The following is a 21,477-nucleotide window of genomic DNA, read 5'->3' as shown; positions in this document are numbered from 1 at the left end:
TTCTGACTCTTCAAGCGCAGGTAAACGCCATGCCGACTACAGACAACGCCATTGCCGAACTTAAAGCCGTTATTGAGGCGCGTGACCTCAAGCAGGTGAAAGTCGGCCTGTTCGACATCGATGGCGCCATGGTCGGCAAATACATGGCACGCGACAAATTCCTGGCTGCGCTGGATGGCGATTTCGGCTTCTGTGATGTGGTATTCGGCTGGGACCTCGCCGACAAACTCTATGACAACACCCACCTCACCGGCTGGGGCAAGGGCTATGGCGATGCCGACATCCGCCTGCTGCCCGCTTCATGGCGCGAAATGCCGCTGGAAGACAATATGATCCTGGTGCAGGGCGAGGTCAGCGGCCGCCTCGAATGCCTGTGCCCGCGCGGCGTGCTGCGCCGCCTGCTGCAGCGGGTGGCGGCACTGGGCTTTTCGGTCAAGGCCGGTTTCGAGTACGAATTCCTCGTCACCGATGAAGACCACGCCGCACTGCAGGCCAAACGCTACCGCGACCCCATACCCCTGGGCAGCGGAGCTGCCGGATATTCGGTGCTGCGCAACTCGGTCAATACCGAGTTTTACCGCGGCCTGCTCACGCTGTGCGACGAGATGAACATGCCGATCGAAGGCCTGCACGAGGAAACCGGCCCCGGCGCACTCGAGGCGGCGCTGTGCTGCAGCGAGGCGCTCGCGGCAGCTGACAATGCTGCCCTGTTCAAGACCTTTGCCAAGGTGATGGCACAGAAACAGGGGCGCATGGTGTCGTTCATGGCCAAGTGGAACGAAAACCACGCAGGCCAGGGCGGGCATATCCATATTTCGCTGCTGCACAAAGATGGCAGCAATGCCTTCTTCGATCCGGCACAGCCGCATGGCATCAGCCAGCTGCAACGCCATTTCATCGGCGGCCTGCAGCGCCATATGCGCGACATCACCGCCACCGCCGCCCCCACCATCAACAGCTTCCGCCGTCTGGTGCCCGGTTACTGGGCGCCCACCCAGGCGCTGTGGGGCGTGGACAACCGCACTGTCGCCCTGCGCGCCATTCCCGGCTCGGCCAAGAGCCAGCGCGTCGAGTACCGCCTGCCCGGTGCCGATGCCAACCCCTACCTCGCGCTGGCCGGGGCGCTGGCTGCCGGTTTTGCCGGCATCGCCGCCCAAACCGAGCCGGAGACACCGATCAGCGCCAACGGCTACCAGTACGAGGCACCGGCCCACCTGCAGCTGCCGCACACCTTGCGCGATGCGGCACAGACCCTGCGCGCATCCGCCGTCGCCCGTGACTGGCTGGGTGACGATTTTGTCGAGCACTATGCCGCCACCCGCGAGTGGGAAGAGCGCGAGTTCCAGCGCTACGTGACTGACTGGGAATTGCAACGCTATTTCGAGGCCATCTGATGAAAACGCATTTTGATGTTATCTCGCCGATAGACGGCAAGGTGCTGCTGACGCGTGACTACGCCAGCGCGGCACAGATCAGGGAGGCGCTGGTATCAGCCCGTGCCGCCCGCCGTGCATGGGCAGGTTTGCCGCTGGACGAAAGGCTGGCGCTGCTAGGCCGCGCCGTGGATGCGCTGGTGGCGGACAAGGCGCGCATTGCCGACTCCATCACCCGCCAGATCGGACGCCCGATCGCGCACTCGCCCTTCGAGGTGCGCGGCCTGGCCGAGCGCGCCCGCCATATGCTGGCCATCGCCCGCGAGGCGCTGGCTGACCTTCGCCCAGAACCGGTGTCCGGCCTGATCCATTTCATGCGGCGCGAGGCGCTGGGTACCGTGCTGGTACTGGCGCCGTGGACTTACCCGTTTCTGACTGCGCTCAACAGCCTGATTCCGGCGCTGGCCGCCGGCAACACGGTGCTGCTCAAGCACTCCAGCCAGACGCCGCTGGCGGCCGAAATCCTGGCCGATGCCTTTGCTGCGGCCGGCCTGCCCGAGGGTGTATTCCAGTATCTGCATCTGGACCATGCGTCCACCTTGGCGCTCGTGGCCGATGCGGGGGTGGATTTTGTCGCCTTTACCGGCTCGGTCGAGGGTGGCCGCGCCATTGAGCGCGCTGCCGCCGGACGCTTTATCGGCATAGGTCTGGAGCTGGGCGGCAAGGATGCAGCCTATGTGCGTGCCGATGCCGATCTGGATGCCGCAGTCGAAAACCTGGTCGACGGCGCCTTTTTCAACGCCGGCCAGTCGTGCTGCGGCATCGAGCGCATTTATGTAGATGCCGCACTCTACCCACGCTTTGTCGACGCCTTTGTCGCGCAGTCCCTGCAATACCGGCTGGGCCACCCGCTTGAGACGGAGACTACGCTGGGCCCGATGGTGCGCGCATCGGCTGCAGAATTCGTGCGCGAGCAGATACGCGAGGCCATTGCGCAAGGCGCGCACGCACTGATAGATCCTGCTCTTTTTTCTACCGATGCGCCCGGCAGCGCTTATCTCGCGCCTCAGGTGCTGGTGAATGTAAACCACAACATGCGGGTGATGCAGGAAGAGAGCTTCGGCCCGGTGGTCGGCATCATGCCGGTGGCAGATGATGTCGAAGCGCTACAACTGATGAACGACAGCCGCTACGGCCTGACTGCCTCGCTGTGGACCCGCGACGAGGACGCGGCCATTCGTCTGGGCACGCAACTGCAAGTCGGTACCGTGTTTATGAACCGCTGTGACTACCTCGACCCGGCACTGGCGTGGACCGGAGTCAAGGACAGCGGACGCGGCATCTCGCTGTCCTCTCTGGGCTACGCGCAGCTGACCCGCATTAAATCCTTCCATCTGAAAGGCTGACGATGACGCTTGCCGGCAACTGGAACTACCCGACCTCCATCCGCTTCGGTGCCGGACGCATCAGCGAACTGCCCAACCTATGCGCCGAACTTGGCATGCACAGGCCGCTACTTGTCACCGACGCTGGGCTTGCCGCCCTGGCACCGGTGCAAAAGCTGGTGGAGGTGCTGGCCGCAGCCGGGATCGAACACGCACTGTTTCACGAACTGCATCCCAACCCGGCCCTGCGCGACGTGGATGCCGGCGTGGCTGCACTCAAAGCCGGCGCGCACGACGGCGTGATCGCCATCGGCGGCGGCAGCGCGCTGGACGTGGGCAAGACGGTGGCGCTGATGGCGGGGCAGACCCGCCCGCTGTGGGACTTCGAGGATGTGGGAGACAACTGGAAACGCGTCGACACGGCGGCCATGCTGCCGGTGATCGCCATCCCGACCACTGCCGGCACCGGCTCCGAAGTCGGGCGCGCCGCGCTGATCATAGACGAGGCGGCACAGCGCAAGGTCATCATCTTCCATCCGGCAATGCTGCCATCTAGGGTGCTGGCCGACCCGGAGCTGACCACCGGCCTACCCCCGCGCCTGACTGCCGCCACCGGTATCGACGCGCTGGTGCACAGTTTCGAAGCCTACTGTGCGCCAGGCTACCACCCTATGGCAGACGGCATCGCGCTGGAAGGCATGCGTCTGGTACACGGTTTCTTGCTGCGCGCGGTCAGGGACGGCAACGATATCGAGGCGCGCAGCCAGATGCTGGCCGCCTCGATGATGGGGGCGACCGCCTTCCAGAAGGGACTGGGTGCGGTGCATGCGCTGGCGCATCCAATAGGTGCAGTGTTCGACGTCCATCACGGTCTGGCCAACGCCATCCTGCTGCCCTATGTGATGCAGCGTAACCGCGCCGCAATCGAAGACAAGATGGTGCATCTGGCTCGCGTACTGGGCCTGCCGGGCACGGGCTACGACGCCGTGCTGCAATGGGTGCTGGCGCTGCGCAGTGAAGCCGGCATTCCCCACAGCCTTGGCGATATCGGCCTGAACGACACGCGCGCCGGGGAAATCGGCACCATGGCCAAGGCCGACCCCAGCGATGGCGGCAATCCGTGCCCGCTCAGCCCCGGCGACTACAGCGCCCTGTTCCGCCACGCCATCGCGGGGCGACTCCATGACTGAGGCGGTGCTGGTCGGGCTGACCACCTATCCGGCCGCTGCCGGCCACGGCCCGCATACCCCGTCCGAATACATCGATGCGGTGGCACGTGCCGGCGGCGTGCCGGTGCTGCTGCCGCATACGGCGGCGGATGACGCCGGACGCTGGGCACAAGGCTGGATTCAGCGTCTTGACGCGCTGGTGCTGATCGGTGGCGGCGACATCGCCCCCGAACACACCGGTCTGGCCCACGACACGCTGTATGGCATCAATCCGGCACGCGACCGCACCGAACTGGCGCTGGCGCGCGCCGCCGTGGCCCTGCACTGCCCGACCCTGGCGATCTGCCGTGGCCTGCAGCTACTCAATGTCGCGCATGGAGGCACACTCCATCCGCACCTGCCCGACGTGGTCGGCGAGCTTGTCGCCCACCGCAGCGCCGAGCGCAGCGCGACACCGCACCCGGTCAACGTCGCGCCAGACAGTACGCTGGCGGCACTACTAGGCGAGACGCGCATCCACGCGCACTCCTGGCACCACCAGGCGGCCGCGACTCTGGGGCAGGGCTTGCAGGCCATTGCCTGGGCGGACGACGGGGTGGTCGAGGCGCTGATCATGACGGATTGTCCCGAACTGCTTGCGGTGCAATGGCACCCCGAACTGACGGCCGGCACGGACGCACGCCAGCAGGCCCTGTTTGACGAAATCGTGCGATTGGGCAAACAGCGCCGGCATCGTGCCGGCGGCTGCGCCGACAGCGCTCACGGAGAACACCCATGAAACATCAAGCCGGACACGACAACACGACGCCGTTAAACGAGGACGAGAAGCTGCTGCACAGCATGGGTTACGCGCAGGAACTGGCGCGGCGCATGAGCGGATTTTCCAATTTCGCGATTTCGTTTTCCATCATCTGCATCCTCGCCGGCGGCATCACCGCCTTCCCGGCCGCACTGTCTGCCGGCGGCGGCGCCTCGGTCGGCATCGGCTGGATCGTCGGCTCGATGTTCGTGCTGCTGGTCGCGGCCGCCATGGCACAGATCGCCTCGGCCTACCCAACCGCCGGCGGCCTCTATCACTGGAGCTCGATTCTCGGCGGACGCGGCTATGGCTGGACCACGGCCTGGTTTAACCTCTTGGGCCTGATCTTCGTAGTCGCCTCGGTCAACTTCGGCGTCTACGACCCTTTCTTCAAGACGCTGATCGCCCCGCTTTTGGGCATAGACCCGGCCAGCCTGAGCTGGACACACCAGACCCTGTTCATCGCGGCCATCACCCTGTCGCAGGCCTGGCTCAACCATCAGGGCATCAAGGCCACCACCCGCCTGACCGACCTGTCTGGTTATTTGATATTTTTCGTGTCGCTGGTGCTGACGGTCTCGCTGCTGATCTATGCACCGGGGCCGCTGGATTTCACCCGATTGTTTACCTTCACCAACTTCACCGGCACCGAAGGCAGCCTGTGGCCGCAAAACAGCAGCCCCTTGCTGGTGTTCCTGTCCGGATTGCTGCTGACTGTATATACGCTGACCGGCTACGACGCCTCGGCGCATACCTCGGAAGAAACCCGCCACGCCGCCATCAATGTACCCAAGGGCATCATGCTGGCGGTGCTATGGTCGGCACTGTTCGGCTACATCCTGGTGTCGGTATTCGTACTGACCATGCCCAGCATCAGCGAAGGGGTGAAACAGGGGATGGGCGTATTTTCGGCGCTGCTGTCCATGCTGCCCAAAGGCCTGCAGGTGGCGCTGGGTATAGGCGTATTTATCGTCAACTATATCTGCGGTCTCGCCTGCCTGACCTCGACCTCGCGCATGGTCTACGCTTTCGCGCGCGATGGCGGCGTGCCCTTCTCGCACCAGCTCAAGCAGGTGCATCACCAGCATCGCACGCCGGGCGCCGCGATCTGGGTCAGCGCCGTGCTGGCCATCGCCGCTACCTTGTATGGTGACGCCTTTATCGTGCTGTCTACCGCCAGCGCCGTGCTGCTGTATATCTCCTATGTGCTGCCGATCGCTGCTGGTGTGCTTGCCGAAGGACGGCACTGGTCGCACAAGGGCCCGTTCAATCTCTACAGCTGGTCACGCCCGGTCGCCGTACTGGCCACCATAGGCGGCGTGGTGCTGGCTTTTGTCGGCATCCAGCCGCCAAACGAGAAAGTGCTCTACATCACCGTCGCCCTGCTGATTGTTCTGGGATTTTTCTGGTTTGTACTGGGAGTCAGGAAGCGCTTCAAGGGCCCGCCGGTTGGTGCCCGCATTGCGCAGCATCAGGCGCATATACGCGAGATTGAAAAGGAGCTGGAACAGCCCTGAGCTTGCGCAGCATGTGCACTCTTTCGTGTGCTGAAGGCACGAAAGAGTGCTGCGGCCAAGCGCGCTAGGGATTAAAGGTGTCCCAGCCCAGCTTGACGATCAGCACACTGGTCAAGATCAGGAACAGCACGCGTACAAAGCCCGCCCCCTTTTTCATCGCCAGATAACTGCCGACCATGGCACCGGCCATATTGCTGGCCGCCATTGGTAGCGCAAAACCGAACAGCACATTGCCGCTGGGAATAAAGAACAGCAAGGCGGCGATATTGGTCGACAGATTGACCACCTTGGCCGCAGCCGAAGCATGCAGAAAATCGAAGGCAAAAAAACGGATAAACAGGAACATCAAAAAGCTGCCGGTACCCGGCCCGAACAGGCCATCGTAAAAGCCGATGGCACCGCCAATCAGCAGGCCGACCAGCATCTCGCGCCGCCCTATTGTCACCGGCTTGTGCAACTGGCCGAAATCCTTTTTCCATAGCGTATACACCGCCATCACGATCAACAGCAGCAGCACCATGGGGCGCAGGATGTCCTTGGGCAGCAGGCTGACCGTGGCGGCACCGGCAAAAGACATGGCAAAAGCTGCGCTTGCCGCCGGCAGCACCAGACGCCACGGCAACTTGACGCGCTTGAGGTAGCTGCGTGCAGCCGACAGCGTGCCCACCGCCGAGGCAAACTTGTTGGTACCGAACAGTGTGGCGGCCGAGGTATTGGGCAGGATATTGAATAACGCCGGAATCTGGATCAGGCCGCCGCCACCGACAGCAGCGTCGATCAGGCCGGCCATAAAGGCAAACACACATAAAAATGCAAGGGTAAACACATGAAACTCCCATGGGCCGAGCCCGCATTGTATGTAATTGAGTTTAATATTGCTTGGTTTTAATCAATACAGCATTAAGCGTGTGCGTTCAGGCTTTGCGTTAACACAAGGCGGACACCGGCCAGATGCGCTATAAAATGTGCCCGCTTTTTATCGATAACAATCCGCAATGCCCGATCCGACGCTAGCCGAAATGCCGCGCGATGCCACACTGGCACGCCGCTTCTGGACTTATGCCCTGCCTTCGATACTGGCCATGCTGGTGACCGGCCTGTATGTGGTCGTGGACGGGATTTTTGTCGGTCACTATGTAGGCAGCGTCGGCCTGGCCGCCATCAATCTGGCTTATCCGCTGGTAATGGTACAGATCGGTCTGGGTGCCATGCTAAGCATGGGTGCGGCCACGCGCATTGCCATTTTGCAAGGTGCCGGCAAGCATGGCGAGGCTGCCCAGATACTGGCTGCCGCCTTGTGGTTGCTGGCACTGCTGGGCCTTGTTTTGGCCTGCACCGGTCTCTACTTGCTCGAACCGCTGCTGCGTGCACTGGGGGCGGCAGGCGAAGCCGAGCTTTACCGCCAGACCCATGACTATCTGCAGTGGATGCTGGGCGGCAGCGTGCTGGTATGCGGCCAGATTCTGGCCAGCTACCTGCTGCGCAACGATGGCCGCCCGCGCCTGGCCACCACGCTACTGGTGCTGGCAACCCTCAGCAACATCACGCTGGACTATCTCTTTGTCGGCGTGCTGGGCCATGGTCTGGCCGGCTCGGCCCAGGCGACGCTGATTTCCCAGAGCCTGATGCTGGGCTTTACCCTCGCCTATTTCTTCTCGCCCTATGCACGGCTGCGCCTGACTACGCTCAGGGTCGTCCGCCTTGGACGGCACTTGGCCGATATGGCCAGACTCGGACTGTCCAGCCTGCTGATGGAGCTGAATCTGGCGCTGGTGTTATTGCTGCACAACTGGCAACTACTGATTTACGATGCCGACACGGGCGTGGCGGCCTATGCGGTAGCCGGTTACACCGAAACGGTATTCACCCTGCTCGCCCATGGGCTGGCCGTCGGCATCCAGCCCCTGCTGGGGCAGGCCATAGGCGCAGCACAGCCGCGCCAGGCTCATGCCATTTTGCGCTATGCGCTCACCGTCGTGGTCGGAGGCGGCATCGCCGTCTGGCTGATCATCCAGCTATGGGCCGATGCCATCGCCGGCTTGTTTGCCGCGAGCGACCCTGTCTTGCTGGCCGCCGGCAGCCATGCGCTGCGCCTGCACCTTTTGGCATTGCCTTTTGACGGCCTGGTGATTCTGGGCATCATTGCCTTGCAGGCGATGGCCCTGACGCGGCCGGCACTACTGGCCACGCTGGCAAAAACCGTCCTGTTGCTGCCGGCGCTCTACAGCCTGCCTTTATGGTGGGGGCTTAACGGTGTCTGGCTGGCCATGCCTGTTGTCAACCTGCTCGTGGCTTGCTGGGTCGGCATAGTGCTATGGCGCCAGATGCAAATACTGGCCGGCACAGAGCCTGTCCTGCAGGCTGCCTGACGCAAAAAAGGGAAGGTGCCAGGCACCTTCCCTTAATGACCGACAGCCTGCCTTTTCAGCTTAAATCAGGCGCGCCTTCACATTGCGGCCCTTGACGCGGCCTCCATCCAGATGCGCCAGCGCTTCCTTGGCGCGCGAGCGCTCGATAGCAACATAGCTGATATTGTCGCTGACACTGATCTTGCCGATGGCTGCACCCGGCAAGCCGGCGTCGCCGGTCAGTGCGCCCAGAATATCCCCGGGGCGGATCTTGTCTTTCTTGCCGCCAGTCATGCAGATCAGTGCCATGGCAGGCGCTGCGGCGGGTGCAGCTTGTGCCACCAGCTCTTTGACGTCGCGCCAGTTGGCCGGGCCTTGCTGCTGCACTTCGATCTGGGCCAGACGCTTGCCATCGCTAGGCACGACCAGGCTGAGTGCCAGCCCCTTGTCGTGACCGCGGCCGGTACGGCCGATACGGTGAATATGGATTTCCGGGTCATGTGCAAGGTCGGCATTGACGACGCAGGCCAGCGTGGTGATATCCAGGCCACGCGCCGCTACATCGGTTGCCACCAGCACGCTGGCACAACCTGCGGCAAACTGCAGCAGAATCTCGTCGCGATCACGCTGTTCCAGATCGCCATACAGCGCCAGCGAGGAAAAGCCTTGGGCGGTCAGGTCGCGCGCCATATTCTTGACCTGCTCCTTGGTGTTGCAAAACACCAAGGTCGAGGCCGGACGGAAGTGGGCCAGCGCCGCAGCCACCGTCGAAATGCGCGCCTCGGGGCTGACCTTGTAAAAGCGCTGTTCGATACGCGAGGTATCATTCAGCGATTCCAGACGGATCTGCTCGGGGTTTTTCAGGAAACGGGCAGCCAGCTTGCGGATATTGTCCGGATAAGTCGCCGAGAACAGCAAGGTCTGGCGTTTCTTGGCACAAGCGTCGACGATACCGGTGATTTCTTCGTAAAAACCCATGTCGACCATGCGGTCGGCCTCGTCCAGCACCAGCGTCTCGACCTTGGACAGGTCCAGCGTTTCACGGAACAGATGGTCATGCAGACGGCCCGGCGTGCCGACCACGATATGGGCACCGTGGGACAAGGAGCCGATCTGTGGGCCCATGGGCGTACCGCCGGTCAGGGTCACGACCTTGATATTGTCGATAGCGCGCGCCAGACGGCGAATCTCGCGCGCCACCTGATCAGCCAGCTCGCGGGTCGGGCACAGCACCAGCGCCTGTACGGCAAACCAGCGCGGATTAATACGCGACAACAAACCCAGGCCGAAGGCCGCGGTCTTGCCACTGCCGGTCTTGGCCTGCGCGATCAGGTCGCCGCCGGACAGGATCACAGGCAAGGCGCGTGCCTGGATAGGCGTCATCTGGTGGTAACCCAGACCGTCGAGATTGGAGAGCAAGGGGGCCGACAGCCCCAGCGATGAAAATTCCGTTTTGTTCACAATGACTTGGCGCGCTACATAGAAAGGTCGCAGAGTGTAGCAGGATGGCGCCGTTCTGACCAATTGCATGTCCGTTGACGGGCAAATGCAAAGCTACCATAGTCAAATCAAATCAAGCTGAAAACGCAAACGATACATTGGCATCGCTCGGCATCATTTCATACCGCCAAAGGACACACCATGCACAAACTACCGGTCATTTTTGATACCGACCCCGGGCTGGACGACGCCATCGCCCTGCTTTTTCTTCTGGGAGCACGTGACGAGATCGACTTGCTGGGCATCACCTGCGTGGCCGGCAATGTCGGCATAGAAGCAGTCTGCCGCAACGCCCGCATCATCTGCGAGTGGGCGGGCCGGCGCGATGTCAAAGTCTACGCCGGCGCTGAGCGCCCGCTGGTGCGCGATCTGGTCACGGCCGAGCGTGTGCACGGCAAGACCGGCATGGAAGGCGCACCCATGCACGAGCCAGCCATGCCCTTGCAAGAAGCGCATGCGGTCGACTTCATTATCGACACTTTGCGGCGCGAACCTGCCGGCACGGTGACGCTATGCCCGGTCGGCCCGCTGACCAATATTGCGCTGGCGCTATTGAAGGCACCGGACATTGCTGCGCGCATCAAGCAGATCGTACTGATGGGCGGTGCCTATTTCGAAGGCGGCAACGTCACCCCCTCGGCCGAATTCAATTTCTATGTCGACCCGCACGCGGCGCAGCAGGTGCTGCATGCCGGCATCCCGCTGGTGATGCTGCCGCTGGATGTGACCCACAAGGCCTGCACGTCGGCATCGCGCGTTGCCGCCCTGTCCTCGCTATCCAACTATTGCGGCCCGCTGGCTGCGTCGCTACTGACCAGCTTCGAGCGCCATGATGTGCAAAAATACGGCCAGATGGGTGCGCCGCTGCACGACCCGTGCGCCATCGCCTGGCTGCTCGCACCCGGCTTGTTTAGCGGGCGCGAGGTCAATGTCGAAGTCGAAACGGATAGCCCGCTAACACAGGGCCATTGTGCAGTTGACTGGTGGGGCACGACAGGCCGACCCAGCAACGCGCTTTATCTGACCGAAGTAGATGCCGACGCGATGTTCGGGCGCATGGCACAAGCCATCGCCAAATTGCCCTGAAAGCGGCGCTTTTTTGAAAGTGTCTGTGCTAAAGCAAGGAAATCACATGCGGTGCGGCGCATAGTGGGCAGACTACGCTTGAATGAGACCTCACCATGCAAAGCCCGCTCACTCAACGCTTCTTGCGTTACGCCCGCATCGACACCCGCTCCGACCCGGCCAGCCCAAGCTGCCCCAGCACAACCGGGCAGCGCACCTTGGCACAAGAACTGGCCGCTGAACTACGCACGCTAGGCTTGTCGGATGTGACACTGGATGAAAACGGCTATCTGACCGCCTGTTTGCCGGCCAGCCCAGGCTGCAACGCGCCGGCCATAGGCTGGATTGCCCATCTGGATACCTCCCCCGACTTTGCCGCCCAGCCGCTGCAGCCACAGTTCGTCCCGGCATGGAAGGGCAAGGACATCGCCCTTGGCAACAGCGGCGAGCGCATTTCGCTCAAGGCGTTTCCGGCGCTGCGCAGCTGTCGTGGCCATGACCTGATTACCACCGATGGCCGCACCTTGCTCGGTGCCGACGACAAGGCCGGCATCGCCGAAATCGTCACTGCCGTGGAAACCTTGCTCGCTACACCCGACATCATGCATGGCGATATCTGGCTGGCGTTTACCCCGGACGAGGAAATCGGCCGTGGAGCCGACCTGTTTCCGCTTGCGCGTTTTCCGACACAGTGGGCCTATACCGTGGATGGCGGCGAGATGGGTGAGCTGGAATACGAAAATTTCAATGCCGCCTCGGCCTGCATCAAAATACAGGGCAACAATGTCCACCCGGGCACAGCCTATGGCACGCTAGTCAATGCGCTGACGCTGGCCAGCGTGTTCCATAGCGGCATGCCGCAGCATGAGACACCGGAGGAGACGCAAGGACTTGAAGGATTTTTCCATCTGCACCATATGGCTGGCGATGTCGAAGCCGCCGAGCTGCACTATCTGGTACGCGATTTTGTCGACGAGGGCTTTGCCCGGCGCAAAGCCTTCCTTGCCGAGCGGGTGGCAGCCTTTAATCGCGAACTGGATCAGCCACGCCTGTCGCTGACGGTAAGCGACAGCTATTTCAATATGCGCCGCAAGATAGAGCCGCATCCGCATATTGTCGACATTGCCCGCGCCGCCATGCGCGACGCCGGCGTCAAACCCAAGATCAAACCCATACGCGGCGGCACCGATGGCTCGCGCCTGTCGTTTATGGGCCTACCCTGCCCCAATCTATTTACCGGCGGTTTTAATTTCCACGGCAAGCACGAATGTGTCAGCATTCAGGCCATGCACAAGGCTGTCGAAGTGCTGGTAGCTATTGCCCGGCGCACGGCAGAATGCCAATAACACAGGAAACACCCGAGTAGATGCACACCCCATACCAGGAACTGCAGGCACGCGTCGCCTTCATTATCGAAATAGACAAACTTAAGGCTGTACTAAGGAAAAACAAGCCGGTGATGCTGGAACGCCATGAAAATTCGGCAGAACACAGCTGGCAGGTTGCCATGCTGGCACTGGCCATGGCACCGCATGCCACAGAAAGCGTCAACATCGAACGGGTGATTCGCCTGCTGCTGGTGCACGACATTGGCGAAATCGACACTGGCGACACGATTTTCTATGCCGAAGAAGGGTTGGCGGAACGCAAGGCGGCAGAACTGGAGGCCGTCAAACGCATTTTCGGCCTGCTGCCTGCCGCCCAGTCAGAACAGCTACTGGATTACTGGCTGGAATTCGATGCAGGACAAAGTGTGGAAGCCCGCTTTGCCCATGCCATGGACCGGATGATGCCCATCCTGCTTAACCTTAACCGTCAGGGGCAAAGCTGGCGCGAAAATGGGGTTAGCCGCCAGCAGGTACAGGAAAAGGCGGTCAGCCAGGTCGCTGCCGGCTGTCCGCTGGCTGCCGACTGGCTGACCGATGCGCTGGAAGAAGCCGAGCAGCAGGGCTGGTTTACGCCGCACTGATGCAAAAACGGGGGCCAGGCGCGCTTCTTGTGTATGAAGCACGTCTGGCCCCCGCCATTTCAGGCTTAGAAACTGTCTGGGCGCTTGCCGCTGATACCATCAAACAGGCCGCGGATCTTCGCCATATCCGTATCCAGATCCTCACCCAGATAAAACGGCTCCATAATCCCGGCCTGTTTATGGCTGAAATCAAGATAGGCCGGCACCACCGGCACACCGGCACCCTTGGCAATATGATAAAAGCCGGTCTTCCATTCGGTCACCTTGGCGCGCGTACCCTCCGGCGGAATGATCACCACCAGCTTGTCCGACTCGTTGTAAACATCGACGATCTGCTGCACCAGCGAATTGTTGCGGTTCCGATTGACCGGAATCCCGCCCAGCCAGCGCATCACCGGCCCCATCGGCCCCTTGAATAGCGAATGCTTGCCCATCCAGTAAATCTGCGCCCCCTTGGCAAAGCATACGGCCAGCGTCAGCGGGAAATCCCAGTTACTGGTATGCGGCGCGGCGATCATCACGTACTTGGGAATAGCCGGGAAGTTGCCGTTTATCTTCCAGCCGCTCAGTTTAAGCAGCAAAATGGACAGCCAGGCCATCAGGGTGCGGATCACGGGTGTGGTGAAAATAGTGTTATGCATGAAGTATTTTTTAATGGCGAGGGATTTGCCCTGGGGGCATATAAAAGAGCCGGCACTCTAACGCAAAAGCCGGTGCCGGACAAACGACATTCCGCCGCGCCACAAGATAAAAGCCGGCCACCTCAGGCGACCGGCTTTTATCCCGCACAGCAATGCCGAGGGTTTTACACGCCGGCCTGATGTGCCTGTTGGTCTGCGTGGTAACTGGAACGCACCATGGCACCGACCGCGGCATGCTTGAAGCCCATGGCGTAAGCCTCGGTTTCAAATGCCTTGAACTGGTCGGGGTGCACATAGCGCAGCACCGGCAAATGGCCATCGGTTGGCTGCAGATACTGGCCTACGGTCAACATATCGATATCGTAGCGGCGCATATCGGCCATCACCGCGCGCACTTCTTCATCGGTTTCACCCAGACCGACCATAATGCCGGACTTGGTACGCACTTCCGGACGCAAAGCCTTGTACTGCTTGAGCAACTCAAGCGAATGCACATAGTCCGCCCCAGGACGCGCCTGCTTATACAGACGCGGCGCGGTTTCCAGGTTGTGGTTCATCACATCGGGCGGTGTGGCGGCCAGAATCTCCAGCGCGATCTCGAGACGGCCGCGGAAATCCGGCACCAGCACTTCGATCTGGGTGTCCGGCGACAGCTTGCGGATCTCGCTGATGCAGTCGGCAAAGTGCTGCGCCCCGCCGTCGCGCAAATCATCGCGATCCACCGAGGTAATCACCACATAGCGCAGCTTCAGCGCGGCCACGGTCTCGGCCAGATGCTTCGGCTCGTTGGGGTCAAGCGGGTTGGGCCGGCCGTGACCGACATCGCAGAACGGGCAGCGGCGGGTGCAGATATCGCCCATGATCATAAAGGTCGCCGTACCTTTGCTGAAGCACTCGCCGATATTCGGGCAGGTCGCTTCTTCACACACGGTATGCAGCTTCTGCGCACGCAAAATGTCCTTGATCTCGCCAAAGCGCTGCCCCGATGGCAGCTTGGCACGGATCCACTCCGGCTTTTTCAGCTTTTCATCCAGTGGCACCACCTTGATCGGGATACGTGCGGTCTTGGCCGCACCTTTATGTTTGACGCCTGCGTCGTTTTCCAGCTTCATGCGGACTCCTTGCCGTTTTTCTGCACCTTGACGGTGCCAGTCTTGTATTGTTGCAATTCTGACATGTGCTTACGCTGGCTGGCTCTGCGCCTGGGTATCCAGCTCGCGGGCCAGATGCGGCAATAAGTGCGCGGCGGCTTCGGCCACCGTTAGCGGCACACCCAAGTCTTTGAGCCGGGTCACTTTCAAGCCTTGATAACCACAAGGATTGATCCAGTTAAACGGTGCCAGATCCATGTCGACATTGAGTGACAGGCCGTGATAGACCGCACCGTTGCGGATGCGTAGCCCGAGCGAGGCGATTTTTTCACCTTGCACATAAACACCCGGCGCATTCACATCCCCGGCGGCATCGATGCCGCACTCAGCCAGCATGGCGATAATGGCGTTTTCAATGCGCCGCACCAGTTCGCGCACCCCCAGGCCCAGACGCTTGAAGTCGATCAGCAGATAGACGACCAGCTGGCCGGGGCCGTGATAGGTCACCTGCCCGCCGCGATCGGTGCGTACCAGCGGGATATCGGTCTGGCACAGCAAGTGTTCGGGCTTGCCGGCCAGACCCAGCGTATACACCGGCGGATGTTCGACCACCCACAACTCATCGGCCGTGTCGGCCGTGCGCGCATCGGTAAAAGCCTGCATATTGCGCCAGACCGGTTCGTAATCGGCCAGCCCCAGCTGCTTGACAAGACGTTCCATGCTCACAGAACAATCTTGACCATGGAGTGACTAGTCAGCGCCAGATAGATCTGGTCCAGCTGAGCGCGGCTATGCGCATTCACCGTCACAGTCAGCGACAGATACTTGCCGCTGCTGCTTTCGCGCACCACCACATCCACTTCATCCAGATCCGGTGCATGCACCCGCACCACTCCAATCACGGTGGCAGTCAGCTCTTCATGGCGCTCGCCCATGACCTTGACCGGAAAACGGCAAGGGAATTCGAATACATCTTTTTGCTCGCTCATGCTCTTTCCTTCCATTTTTACAGCGGCAAGGCCTGCGTCGCTCAGGCGGGCAAGACCCTGCCCGCCCGCTGCTTACCAGCCCAGCATCAGCTTGATGCTGTCCCACAGCCGGCTGAAGAAACCGCCTTCGGCCACGTCTTTCAGGGCAACAACCGGCTCTTCATGCACAACCTTGCCATCCAGCGACACCACCAGCTTGCCGACTGTCTGCCCTTTTTTGATCGGTGCAATCACCGGCTGCATGGTGGTCAGGTCAGCCTTGAGTTTGCTGGTCTGCCCCTTGGCTACGGTGGCATAGACGTTATGGTTGAAACCGATGGCCAACTTGCTGTCTTCACCCTTGTAGACGCTGACCTCGGATACAGGCTTATCGGCTTCATACAGTTTGGGCGTTTCAAAGAACTGCAAGCCGTAGTTCAGCAGCTTGGAGCTTTCCACCGCGCGTGCTTCCGGACTGGCGGTGCCCACCACGACCGACACGACGCGACGACCATCGCGATGGCTGGATGCGATCAGGTTGTAGCCTGCCGAATTGGTAAAGCCGGTTTTCATACCGTCTACGTTCGGGTCGCGATACAGCAGCAAGTTGCGGTTGGGCTGGGTGATGCCGTTATAGGTAAACGACTTCATCGAATAGATCTGATAGAACTGCGGGAAGTCACGAATGATGGACGTCGCCAAAATCCCCAGATCATGCGCCGTGGTGTAGTGCGCATCGCCCGGCAGACCGGTCGAATTCTGGAAATTGGTGTTCTTCATGCCCAGACGCTTGGCTTCGGCCGTCATCAGTTGGGCAAAAACTTCTTCGCTGCCTGCAATCGCTTCGGACAGCGTCACACAGGCATCATTACCCGACTGCACAATCATGCCCTTGATCAGGTCATCGACCTTGGCAGGCACTTTCGGGTCGAGGAACATGCGCGAGCCTTCGGCCTTCCAGCCCTGCTGCGATACGGTCAAGGTCTGATCCAACGTCAGGCGCTTTTCCTTCAGTGCCTTGAAGGTCAGATAGGCCGTCATCAGCTTGGTCAGGGAAGCAGGCTCGATACGCTGATCCGGATTCAGCGAGGCAATCGTCTCGCCACTATGGAAATCGATCAGATAATAGGCCTTGCCGGCAATGGCAGGCACTGGCGGCACGAATACGGTATTGGCAATCACCGGCAGCGAAAAGGCGGCGGCAACAATCAGGGACGTCAGTTTTTTCATCGTTTAGTTTCAGGCATAAGGGCAGACGCAATAGGTCCGCATAGAATCAGCGGGCGATTATACACGCCTGCGCTGCACAGGCGGCAGCGGAAAACAGCCGCGATAAGCCGTTCCCCCCTCCGCCATTTCCTGATAGCCTGAACAAACAAGACATATGCATCAAAGGACGAATAGCGCATGCCCACCCCCCCGACTGACTATCTTGAACGCATCCTGACTTCGCGCGTCTACGACGTGGCGATCGAGTCTCCTCTTGATATCGCCCCCAATCTGTCGCGCCGCACCCGCAACACCATTTTGCTCAAGCGCGAAGACCTGCAGCCGGTGTTTTCCTTTAAGCTGCGCGGCGCTTACAACAAGATGTCCAAGCTCACGCCCGAACAAAGGCAGCAAGGCGTGATTACCGCCAGCGCCGGCAATCACGCCCAAGGGGTGGCCTTGTCGGCCAGCAAGATAGGATGCGAAGCCACCATCGTGATGCCGGTCACCACGCCGCAGGTCAAAATAGACGGCGTTCTTAGCCGCGGCGGCAAGGTGGTGTTGTTTGGCGAATCCTATAGCGATGCCTACCAGCATGCGATGGAACTGGTTGCCAGCAGCGGCAAGGTGTATATCCCGCCCTTCGACGACCCGGATGTAATCGCAGGCCAGGGCACTATCGCCATGGAAATCCTGCGTCAGCACCCCGACCCTATCGATGCGGTTTTCGTCGCCATCGGAGGCGGTGGCCTTGCAGCCGGCGTCGCCAGCTATATCAAGCGCCTGAAGCCGGAAATCAAGGTGATCGGCGTGCAGCCGGTCGACTCGGACGCCATGCGCCAGTCTATCGCGGCCGGGCACCGGGTCGAACTGAAAGATGTCGGACTGTTTGCCGATGGCGTCGCCGTCAAGCTGGTGGGCGAGGAAACCTTCCGCCTGTGCCGCGAATTGCTGGACGAAATCATCCTGGTCGACACCGATGCCATCTGCGCGGCGATCAAGGACATCTTCGAGGACACGCGCGCCATCACCGAACCGGCCGGCGCGCTGGCGGTGGCCGGCGCCAAAGCCTATGCCGAGCGTGAGCATTGCGAAGGGCGGACCCTTGTCGCCATCAACTGCGGCGCCAATATGAATTTCGACCGTTTGCGCCACGTCTCCGAACGCTCGGAGCTGGGCGAGCGGCGCGAGGCGATTATCGCTGTCTCCATTCCGGAAACACCGGGCAGCTTCAAGAAATTCTGCAACATCATCGGCCAGCGCAATATCACCGAATTCAACTACCGCTTTGCCGACCCTAAACTCGCCCATGTATTTGTCGGCATCCAGATCAGCGGCCGCGAGGATGTTGAGCGCATCATCGATGCACTCAAGACCGAAGATCTGGAAGGCATCGACCTGACCGACAACGAAATGGCCAAGCTGCACATCCGCCATCTGGTTGGCGGCCATGCACCACAGTTGCAGGACGAGCGCGTACTGCGCTTCGAATTTCCCGAGCGCCCGGGCGCACTCAAACGCTTCCTTGACGCCATGCGCACCGAGTGGAATATCTCGCTATTTCACTACCGCAACCACGGCGCCGACTACGGCCGGGTACTGGTCGGCATTCAGGGTCCCTCCGCCGATAATGAGGCCTTCCAGCACTTTATTGACACGCTGGGTTACCCCTGCAACGAAGAAACTGACAACCCGGCCTATAAGCTGTTCCTGGGCAAGACCCTGCGCTAAAAACCAGACCTTACTTGTCCCTGCGCCCGATCGCAGGGACAATATTCCCTCTCACGACTTCACCCTCGCCCACCATGACCATTCAGGCAGTCTTGTTCGACCTCGACGGCACGCTTGCCGATACCGCCCGCGACCTTGGCGGTGCACTTAACCGCCTGCTGGCGGAAGAAGGCCTGCCAGCCCAGCCCTATGCCGCCATCCGTCCGATCGCCAGCCACGGCGCGCGCGGGCTGGTCAGTCTGGGCTTTGGCATCACACAAGAACACCCGCGTTTCGAAGAATATCGCCTGCGCTTTCTCGAACAATACGAACACGGCTTTGCCAACGAGACCTGTCTGTTTGACGGCGTCAACGACATGATTGCGGCACTGGCTGCACGCGGCCTGACCTGGGGCATCATCACCAACAAGCCAATGCGCTTCACCGACCGCCTCGTCCCCGCCCTGCCCTTTGTGCTCGCGCCTGCGGTCGTGGTCAGCGGCGACACCATCGGCGTGGCCAAGCCTGACCCCAAGCCCATGCTGCACGCCGCCAGTCACATCGGCATCCAACCGGAACACTGTCTGTATGTGGGCGATGCCGAACGCGACATCCAGGCTGGCCGCGTGGTCGGCATGAAAACGGTGCTGGCCAACTGGGGCTATATCGCCGACAGCGACAAACCTGAGGAATGGGCAGCCGACATTGCCATCGACCACCCACTGGACCTGCTCAAACATCTATAAAGCGACACAAGGCTGGCAGACATGCAGCCAACGCGGTATACTCGCGCTACCAAATCTGGGGGCGACCTGGTTTCGACGGGGGTTGCGAAGCGGATGAGGGCATACCGGGATTTCAGTCATCCCGTAAAACACTGAATTTTTTTAGTCGCAAACGACGAAACTTACGCTCTAGCAGCCTAACGGCCGGCTAGACACTACAACGGTTCGCAGATGGGCCGCGGGCGTCAAAACCCTGTAGTGTCACTCTACATCTGCTAGTGCTGTGTCGGGTTACTTGGCTCAGTGCGAAACAATAGGTAACTCGCCAGAACCCAGCCTGTCCGTCGGCGTGGTCGAGGTTAAATCCAAATGACACGACTAAGTATGTAGAACTCACTGTGTAGGATTTCCGGACGCGGGTTCGATTCCCGCCGCCTCCACCAAACTACCGTTTCATGACGTGTCATGAAACACCAAGAACCCCGAGAAATAAGCCTCTCGGGGTTTTTTTATGTCTCACGATGTGCCATAACATCTCTAGACATGCCAACGCCGGTGTTGGTATTCCTGTTGGTTCCCAGTACCAACAGATCACAGGTACCAACAAATGCCTCTGACCGACACAGCCTGCAAGAACGCCAAGTCCAACGACAACGGAAAGCCAGCCAAGCTAACCGACGAAAAAGGCATGCATCTGCTCGTTAACTGCATCGGGAAATACTGGCGGCTCTCTTACCGTTTCGATGGCAAACAGAAAACACTGGCACTTGGTATCTATCCAGAAATCAGCCTGAAAGATGCGCGCAACCGCCGGGACGAAGCCCGCCGCCTGCTTGCCGAAGGCATCGACCCCGGCATCAACCGCAAGGTACAAAAAGCCACCAAGGCACAGCAAGCCGAAAATAGCTTTGAGGTTATCGCCCGCGAGTGGTTTTCCAAATACCTGCCAACCTGGACGGCAGGCCACGCAGACAAGACCATGCGCCGTTTCGAGCGCGACATTTTCCCATGGATAGGCAAGCGTCCCATTGCCCAGATCGAGGCACCAGAGCTTCTGACCGCTCTGCGCCGCATTGAGCATCGCGGCGCCATAGAAACGGCGCACCGCGCCCTGCAAACTTGCGGCCAGGTATTCCGCTACGCGATTGCCTCCGGTCGCGCCCAGCGCAACCCAGCCGCAGATCTGGCCGGCGCACTGGCCCCCGTTATCTCCAAATCATTCCCTACCATCACCAGCCCTGCCCTGATTGCCGAATTGCTGCATGCCCTCGACGGCTATCAGGGGTCGTTCGTGACGCAATGCGCACTAAAACTAGCACCGCTGACATTCGTGCGCCCCGGTGAACTGCGCAAAGCGGAATGGCAAGAAATCGACCTCGATGCCGCCCAGTGGGTCATCCCGGCCGAACGCATGAAGGCGCGGGAAAAACACGTTGTCCCGCTTTCATTTCAGGCGGTGATGGTGCTGCGCGAATTGCAGGCGCTCACCGGGCATGGCCAGTACGTTTTCCCCGGCGCCCGCACCAATGGCCGCCCCATGTCTGAAAACACGGTCAACGCAGCCTTGCGCCGCCTTGGCTATGACAAGGACACCATGACCGGGCACGGCTTCCGGCATATGGCGTCCACGCTGCTGAATGAACAAGGCTGGAACCGCGACGCCATCGAGCGCCAGATGGCACATGCCGAACGGAACAGCATTCGTGCTACATATAATTATGCTGAGTATTTACCCGAACGCCGCCGCATGATGCAGGCGTGGGCAGATTATTTGGCCGGACTCAAGGCCGGCGCAAAAGTGACGCCGTTATTTAAAACGGCCTGACACCCGCTTTGCCACACCTAGGCCGACGGGCCGAAGACCGGGAAACCCTGCCCGGCTGACGTGGCAATTCATACAGGGAAACGCCAAGAGGGCGCAATGGGACATCCGTGGGAAAACGACAACTGCGAACAAATTCGCGCACACTACGCTTACTATTCACTACCTATTGCTGCTCTTCTGTGG

Annotated in this window: 19 protein-coding genes and 1 other RNA gene; 13 read left to right on the top strand and 7 right to left on the bottom strand. The window is 60.6% G+C overall.

Annotated elements, in window-relative coordinates:
• Positions 1–29: 29 nt before the first annotated feature.
• From EGI20_RS05230 to EGI20_RS05210, 5 genes are read left to right on the top strand one after another with little or no spacing between them, the layout of a single operon-like run.
• Positions 30–1,394, top strand: a complete 1,365-nt coding sequence (locus EGI20_RS05230) for a glutamine synthetase family protein (RefSeq protein ID WP_498630227.1) — start codon at positions 30–32, stop codon at positions 1,392–1,394.
• Positions 1,394–2,779, top strand: a complete 1,386-nt coding sequence (locus EGI20_RS05225) for an aldehyde dehydrogenase family protein (protein WP_498630226.1) — start codon at positions 1,394–1,396, stop codon at positions 2,777–2,779. The genes EGI20_RS05230 and EGI20_RS05225 overlap by 1 nt, the downstream gene beginning before the upstream one ends.
• A gap of 2 nt (positions 2,780–2,781) precedes the next feature.
• On the top strand, positions 2,782–3,948 hold the full coding sequence (locus EGI20_RS05220) for an iron-containing alcohol dehydrogenase (RefSeq protein ID WP_498630224.1): 1,167 nt from the start codon (positions 2,782–2,784) through the stop codon (positions 3,946–3,948).
• The gene (locus EGI20_RS05215) at positions 3,941–4,705 is read left to right on the top strand and encodes a gamma-glutamyl-gamma-aminobutyrate hydrolase family protein (RefSeq protein WP_498630222.1); all 765 of its coding nucleotides are present in this window, start codon (positions 3,941–3,943) and stop codon (positions 4,703–4,705) included. The genes EGI20_RS05220 and EGI20_RS05215 overlap by 8 nt, the downstream gene beginning before the upstream one ends.
• The gene (locus EGI20_RS05210; RefSeq protein WP_498630220.1) at positions 4,702–6,243 is read left to right on the top strand and encodes an amino acid permease; all 1,542 of its coding nucleotides are present in this window, start codon (positions 4,702–4,704) and stop codon (positions 6,241–6,243) included. Before EGI20_RS05215 ends, EGI20_RS05210 begins: the two co-directional genes overlap by 4 nt.
• A 64-nt stretch (positions 6,244–6,307) precedes the next feature.
• Here the strand turns inward: EGI20_RS05210 and EGI20_RS05205 are convergent, their stop codons facing one another.
• Positions 6,308–7,069, bottom strand: a complete 762-nt coding sequence (locus EGI20_RS05205; RefSeq protein ID WP_498630219.1) for a sulfite exporter TauE/SafE family protein — start codon at positions 7,067–7,069, stop codon at positions 6,308–6,310.
• A 169-nt stretch (positions 7,070–7,238) separates the two neighbouring features.
• Between EGI20_RS05205 and EGI20_RS05200 the strand changes: the two genes are divergently transcribed.
• The gene (locus tag EGI20_RS05200; RefSeq protein ID WP_498630217.1) at positions 7,239–8,612 is read left to right on the top strand and encodes an MATE family efflux transporter; all 1,374 of its coding nucleotides are present in this window, start codon (positions 7,239–7,241) and stop codon (positions 8,610–8,612) included.
• 60 nt (positions 8,613–8,672) lie between these two features.
• Here EGI20_RS05200 and dbpA read toward each other — a convergent pair whose 3' ends face one another.
• Positions 8,673–10,052 carry an ATP-dependent RNA helicase DbpA gene (gene dbpA / locus EGI20_RS05195; RefSeq protein ID WP_124736104.1) on the bottom strand — a complete coding sequence of 460 codons (1,380 nt, stop codon included), beginning with the start codon at positions 10,050–10,052 and terminating at the stop codon, positions 8,673–8,675.
• Between the two features lie 180 nt (positions 10,053–10,232).
• Between dbpA and EGI20_RS05190 the strand changes: the two genes are divergently transcribed.
• From EGI20_RS05190 to EGI20_RS05180, 3 genes are all read left to right on the top strand, one after another.
• On the top strand, positions 10,233–11,177 hold the full coding sequence (locus tag EGI20_RS05190; RefSeq protein WP_498630214.1) for a nucleoside hydrolase: 945 nt from the start codon (positions 10,233–10,235) through the stop codon (positions 11,175–11,177).
• Between the two features lie 95 nt (positions 11,178–11,272).
• Positions 11,273–12,502 (top strand): peptidase T, encoded by a 1,230-nt coding sequence (gene pepT, locus EGI20_RS05185; RefSeq protein WP_498630212.1) that lies wholly within the window; start codon positions 11,273–11,275, stop codon positions 12,500–12,502.
• Between the two features lie 20 nt (positions 12,503–12,522).
• On the top strand, positions 12,523–13,125 hold the full coding sequence (locus tag EGI20_RS05180; RefSeq protein ID WP_498630210.1) for an HD domain-containing protein: 603 nt from the start codon (positions 12,523–12,525) through the stop codon (positions 13,123–13,125).
• 65 nt (positions 13,126–13,190) lie between these two features.
• Here the strand turns inward: EGI20_RS05180 and EGI20_RS05175 are convergent, their stop codons facing one another.
• The 5 genes from EGI20_RS05175 to EGI20_RS05155 form a co-directional block, all read right to left on the bottom strand.
• On the bottom strand, positions 13,191–13,766 hold the full coding sequence (locus EGI20_RS05175) for a lysophospholipid acyltransferase family protein (protein ID WP_124736108.1): 576 nt from the start codon (positions 13,764–13,766) through the stop codon (positions 13,191–13,193).
• Between the two features lie 164 nt (positions 13,767–13,930).
• Positions 13,931–14,878: a lipoyl synthase gene (lipA, locus tag EGI20_RS05170; protein WP_124736109.1), complete on the bottom strand. Its 948-nt coding sequence runs from the start codon at positions 14,876–14,878 to the stop codon at positions 13,931–13,933.
• Positions 14,879–14,947: 69 nt separating this feature from the next.
• Complete coding sequence (lipB, locus tag EGI20_RS05165) at positions 14,948–15,577, bottom strand: lipoyl(octanoyl) transferase LipB (protein ID WP_498630207.1); 630 nt, start codon at positions 15,575–15,577, stop codon at positions 14,948–14,950.
• Between the two features lie 2 nt (positions 15,578–15,579).
• Entirely contained in the window at positions 15,580–15,846 is a 267-nt protein-coding gene (locus tag EGI20_RS05160) for an HP0495 family protein (RefSeq protein ID WP_498630205.1), read from the bottom strand.
• Between the two features lie 72 nt (positions 15,847–15,918).
• Positions 15,919–17,055: a D-alanyl-D-alanine carboxypeptidase family protein gene (locus EGI20_RS05155; RefSeq protein WP_498630203.1), complete on the bottom strand. Its 1,137-nt coding sequence runs from the start codon at positions 17,053–17,055 to the stop codon at positions 15,919–15,921.
• Positions 17,056–17,232: 177 nt separating this feature from the next.
• On the opposite strand from EGI20_RS05155, the gene ilvA reads away from it, so the two are divergent.
• The 4 genes from ilvA (at position 17,233) to EGI20_RS05135 (ending at position 21,294) form a co-directional block, all read left to right on the top strand.
• Complete coding sequence (ilvA, locus tag EGI20_RS05150; protein ID WP_498630201.1) at positions 17,233–18,765, top strand: threonine ammonia-lyase, biosynthetic; 1,533 nt, start codon at positions 17,233–17,235, stop codon at positions 18,763–18,765.
• A gap of 74 nt (positions 18,766–18,839) precedes the next feature.
• Positions 18,840–19,490: an HAD family hydrolase gene (locus EGI20_RS05145; RefSeq protein ID WP_498630199.1), complete on the top strand. Its 651-nt coding sequence runs from the start codon at positions 18,840–18,842 to the stop codon at positions 19,488–19,490.
• A 57-nt stretch (positions 19,491–19,547) separates the two neighbouring features.
• Positions 19,548–19,912: a transfer-messenger RNA gene (gene ssrA, locus EGI20_RS05140) on the top strand.
• Positions 19,913–20,076: 164 nt separating this feature from the next.
• The gene (locus tag EGI20_RS05135) at positions 20,077–21,294 is read left to right on the top strand and encodes a tyrosine-type recombinase/integrase (protein ID WP_498630198.1); all 1,218 of its coding nucleotides are present in this window, start codon (positions 20,077–20,079) and stop codon (positions 21,292–21,294) included.
• The last annotated feature ends 183 nt before the right edge of the window (positions 21,295–21,477 follow it).

Source organism: Aquitalea sp. S1-19, from assembly GCF_024343515.1.
This window is presented reverse-complemented; position numbering and strand designations above follow the sequence as displayed.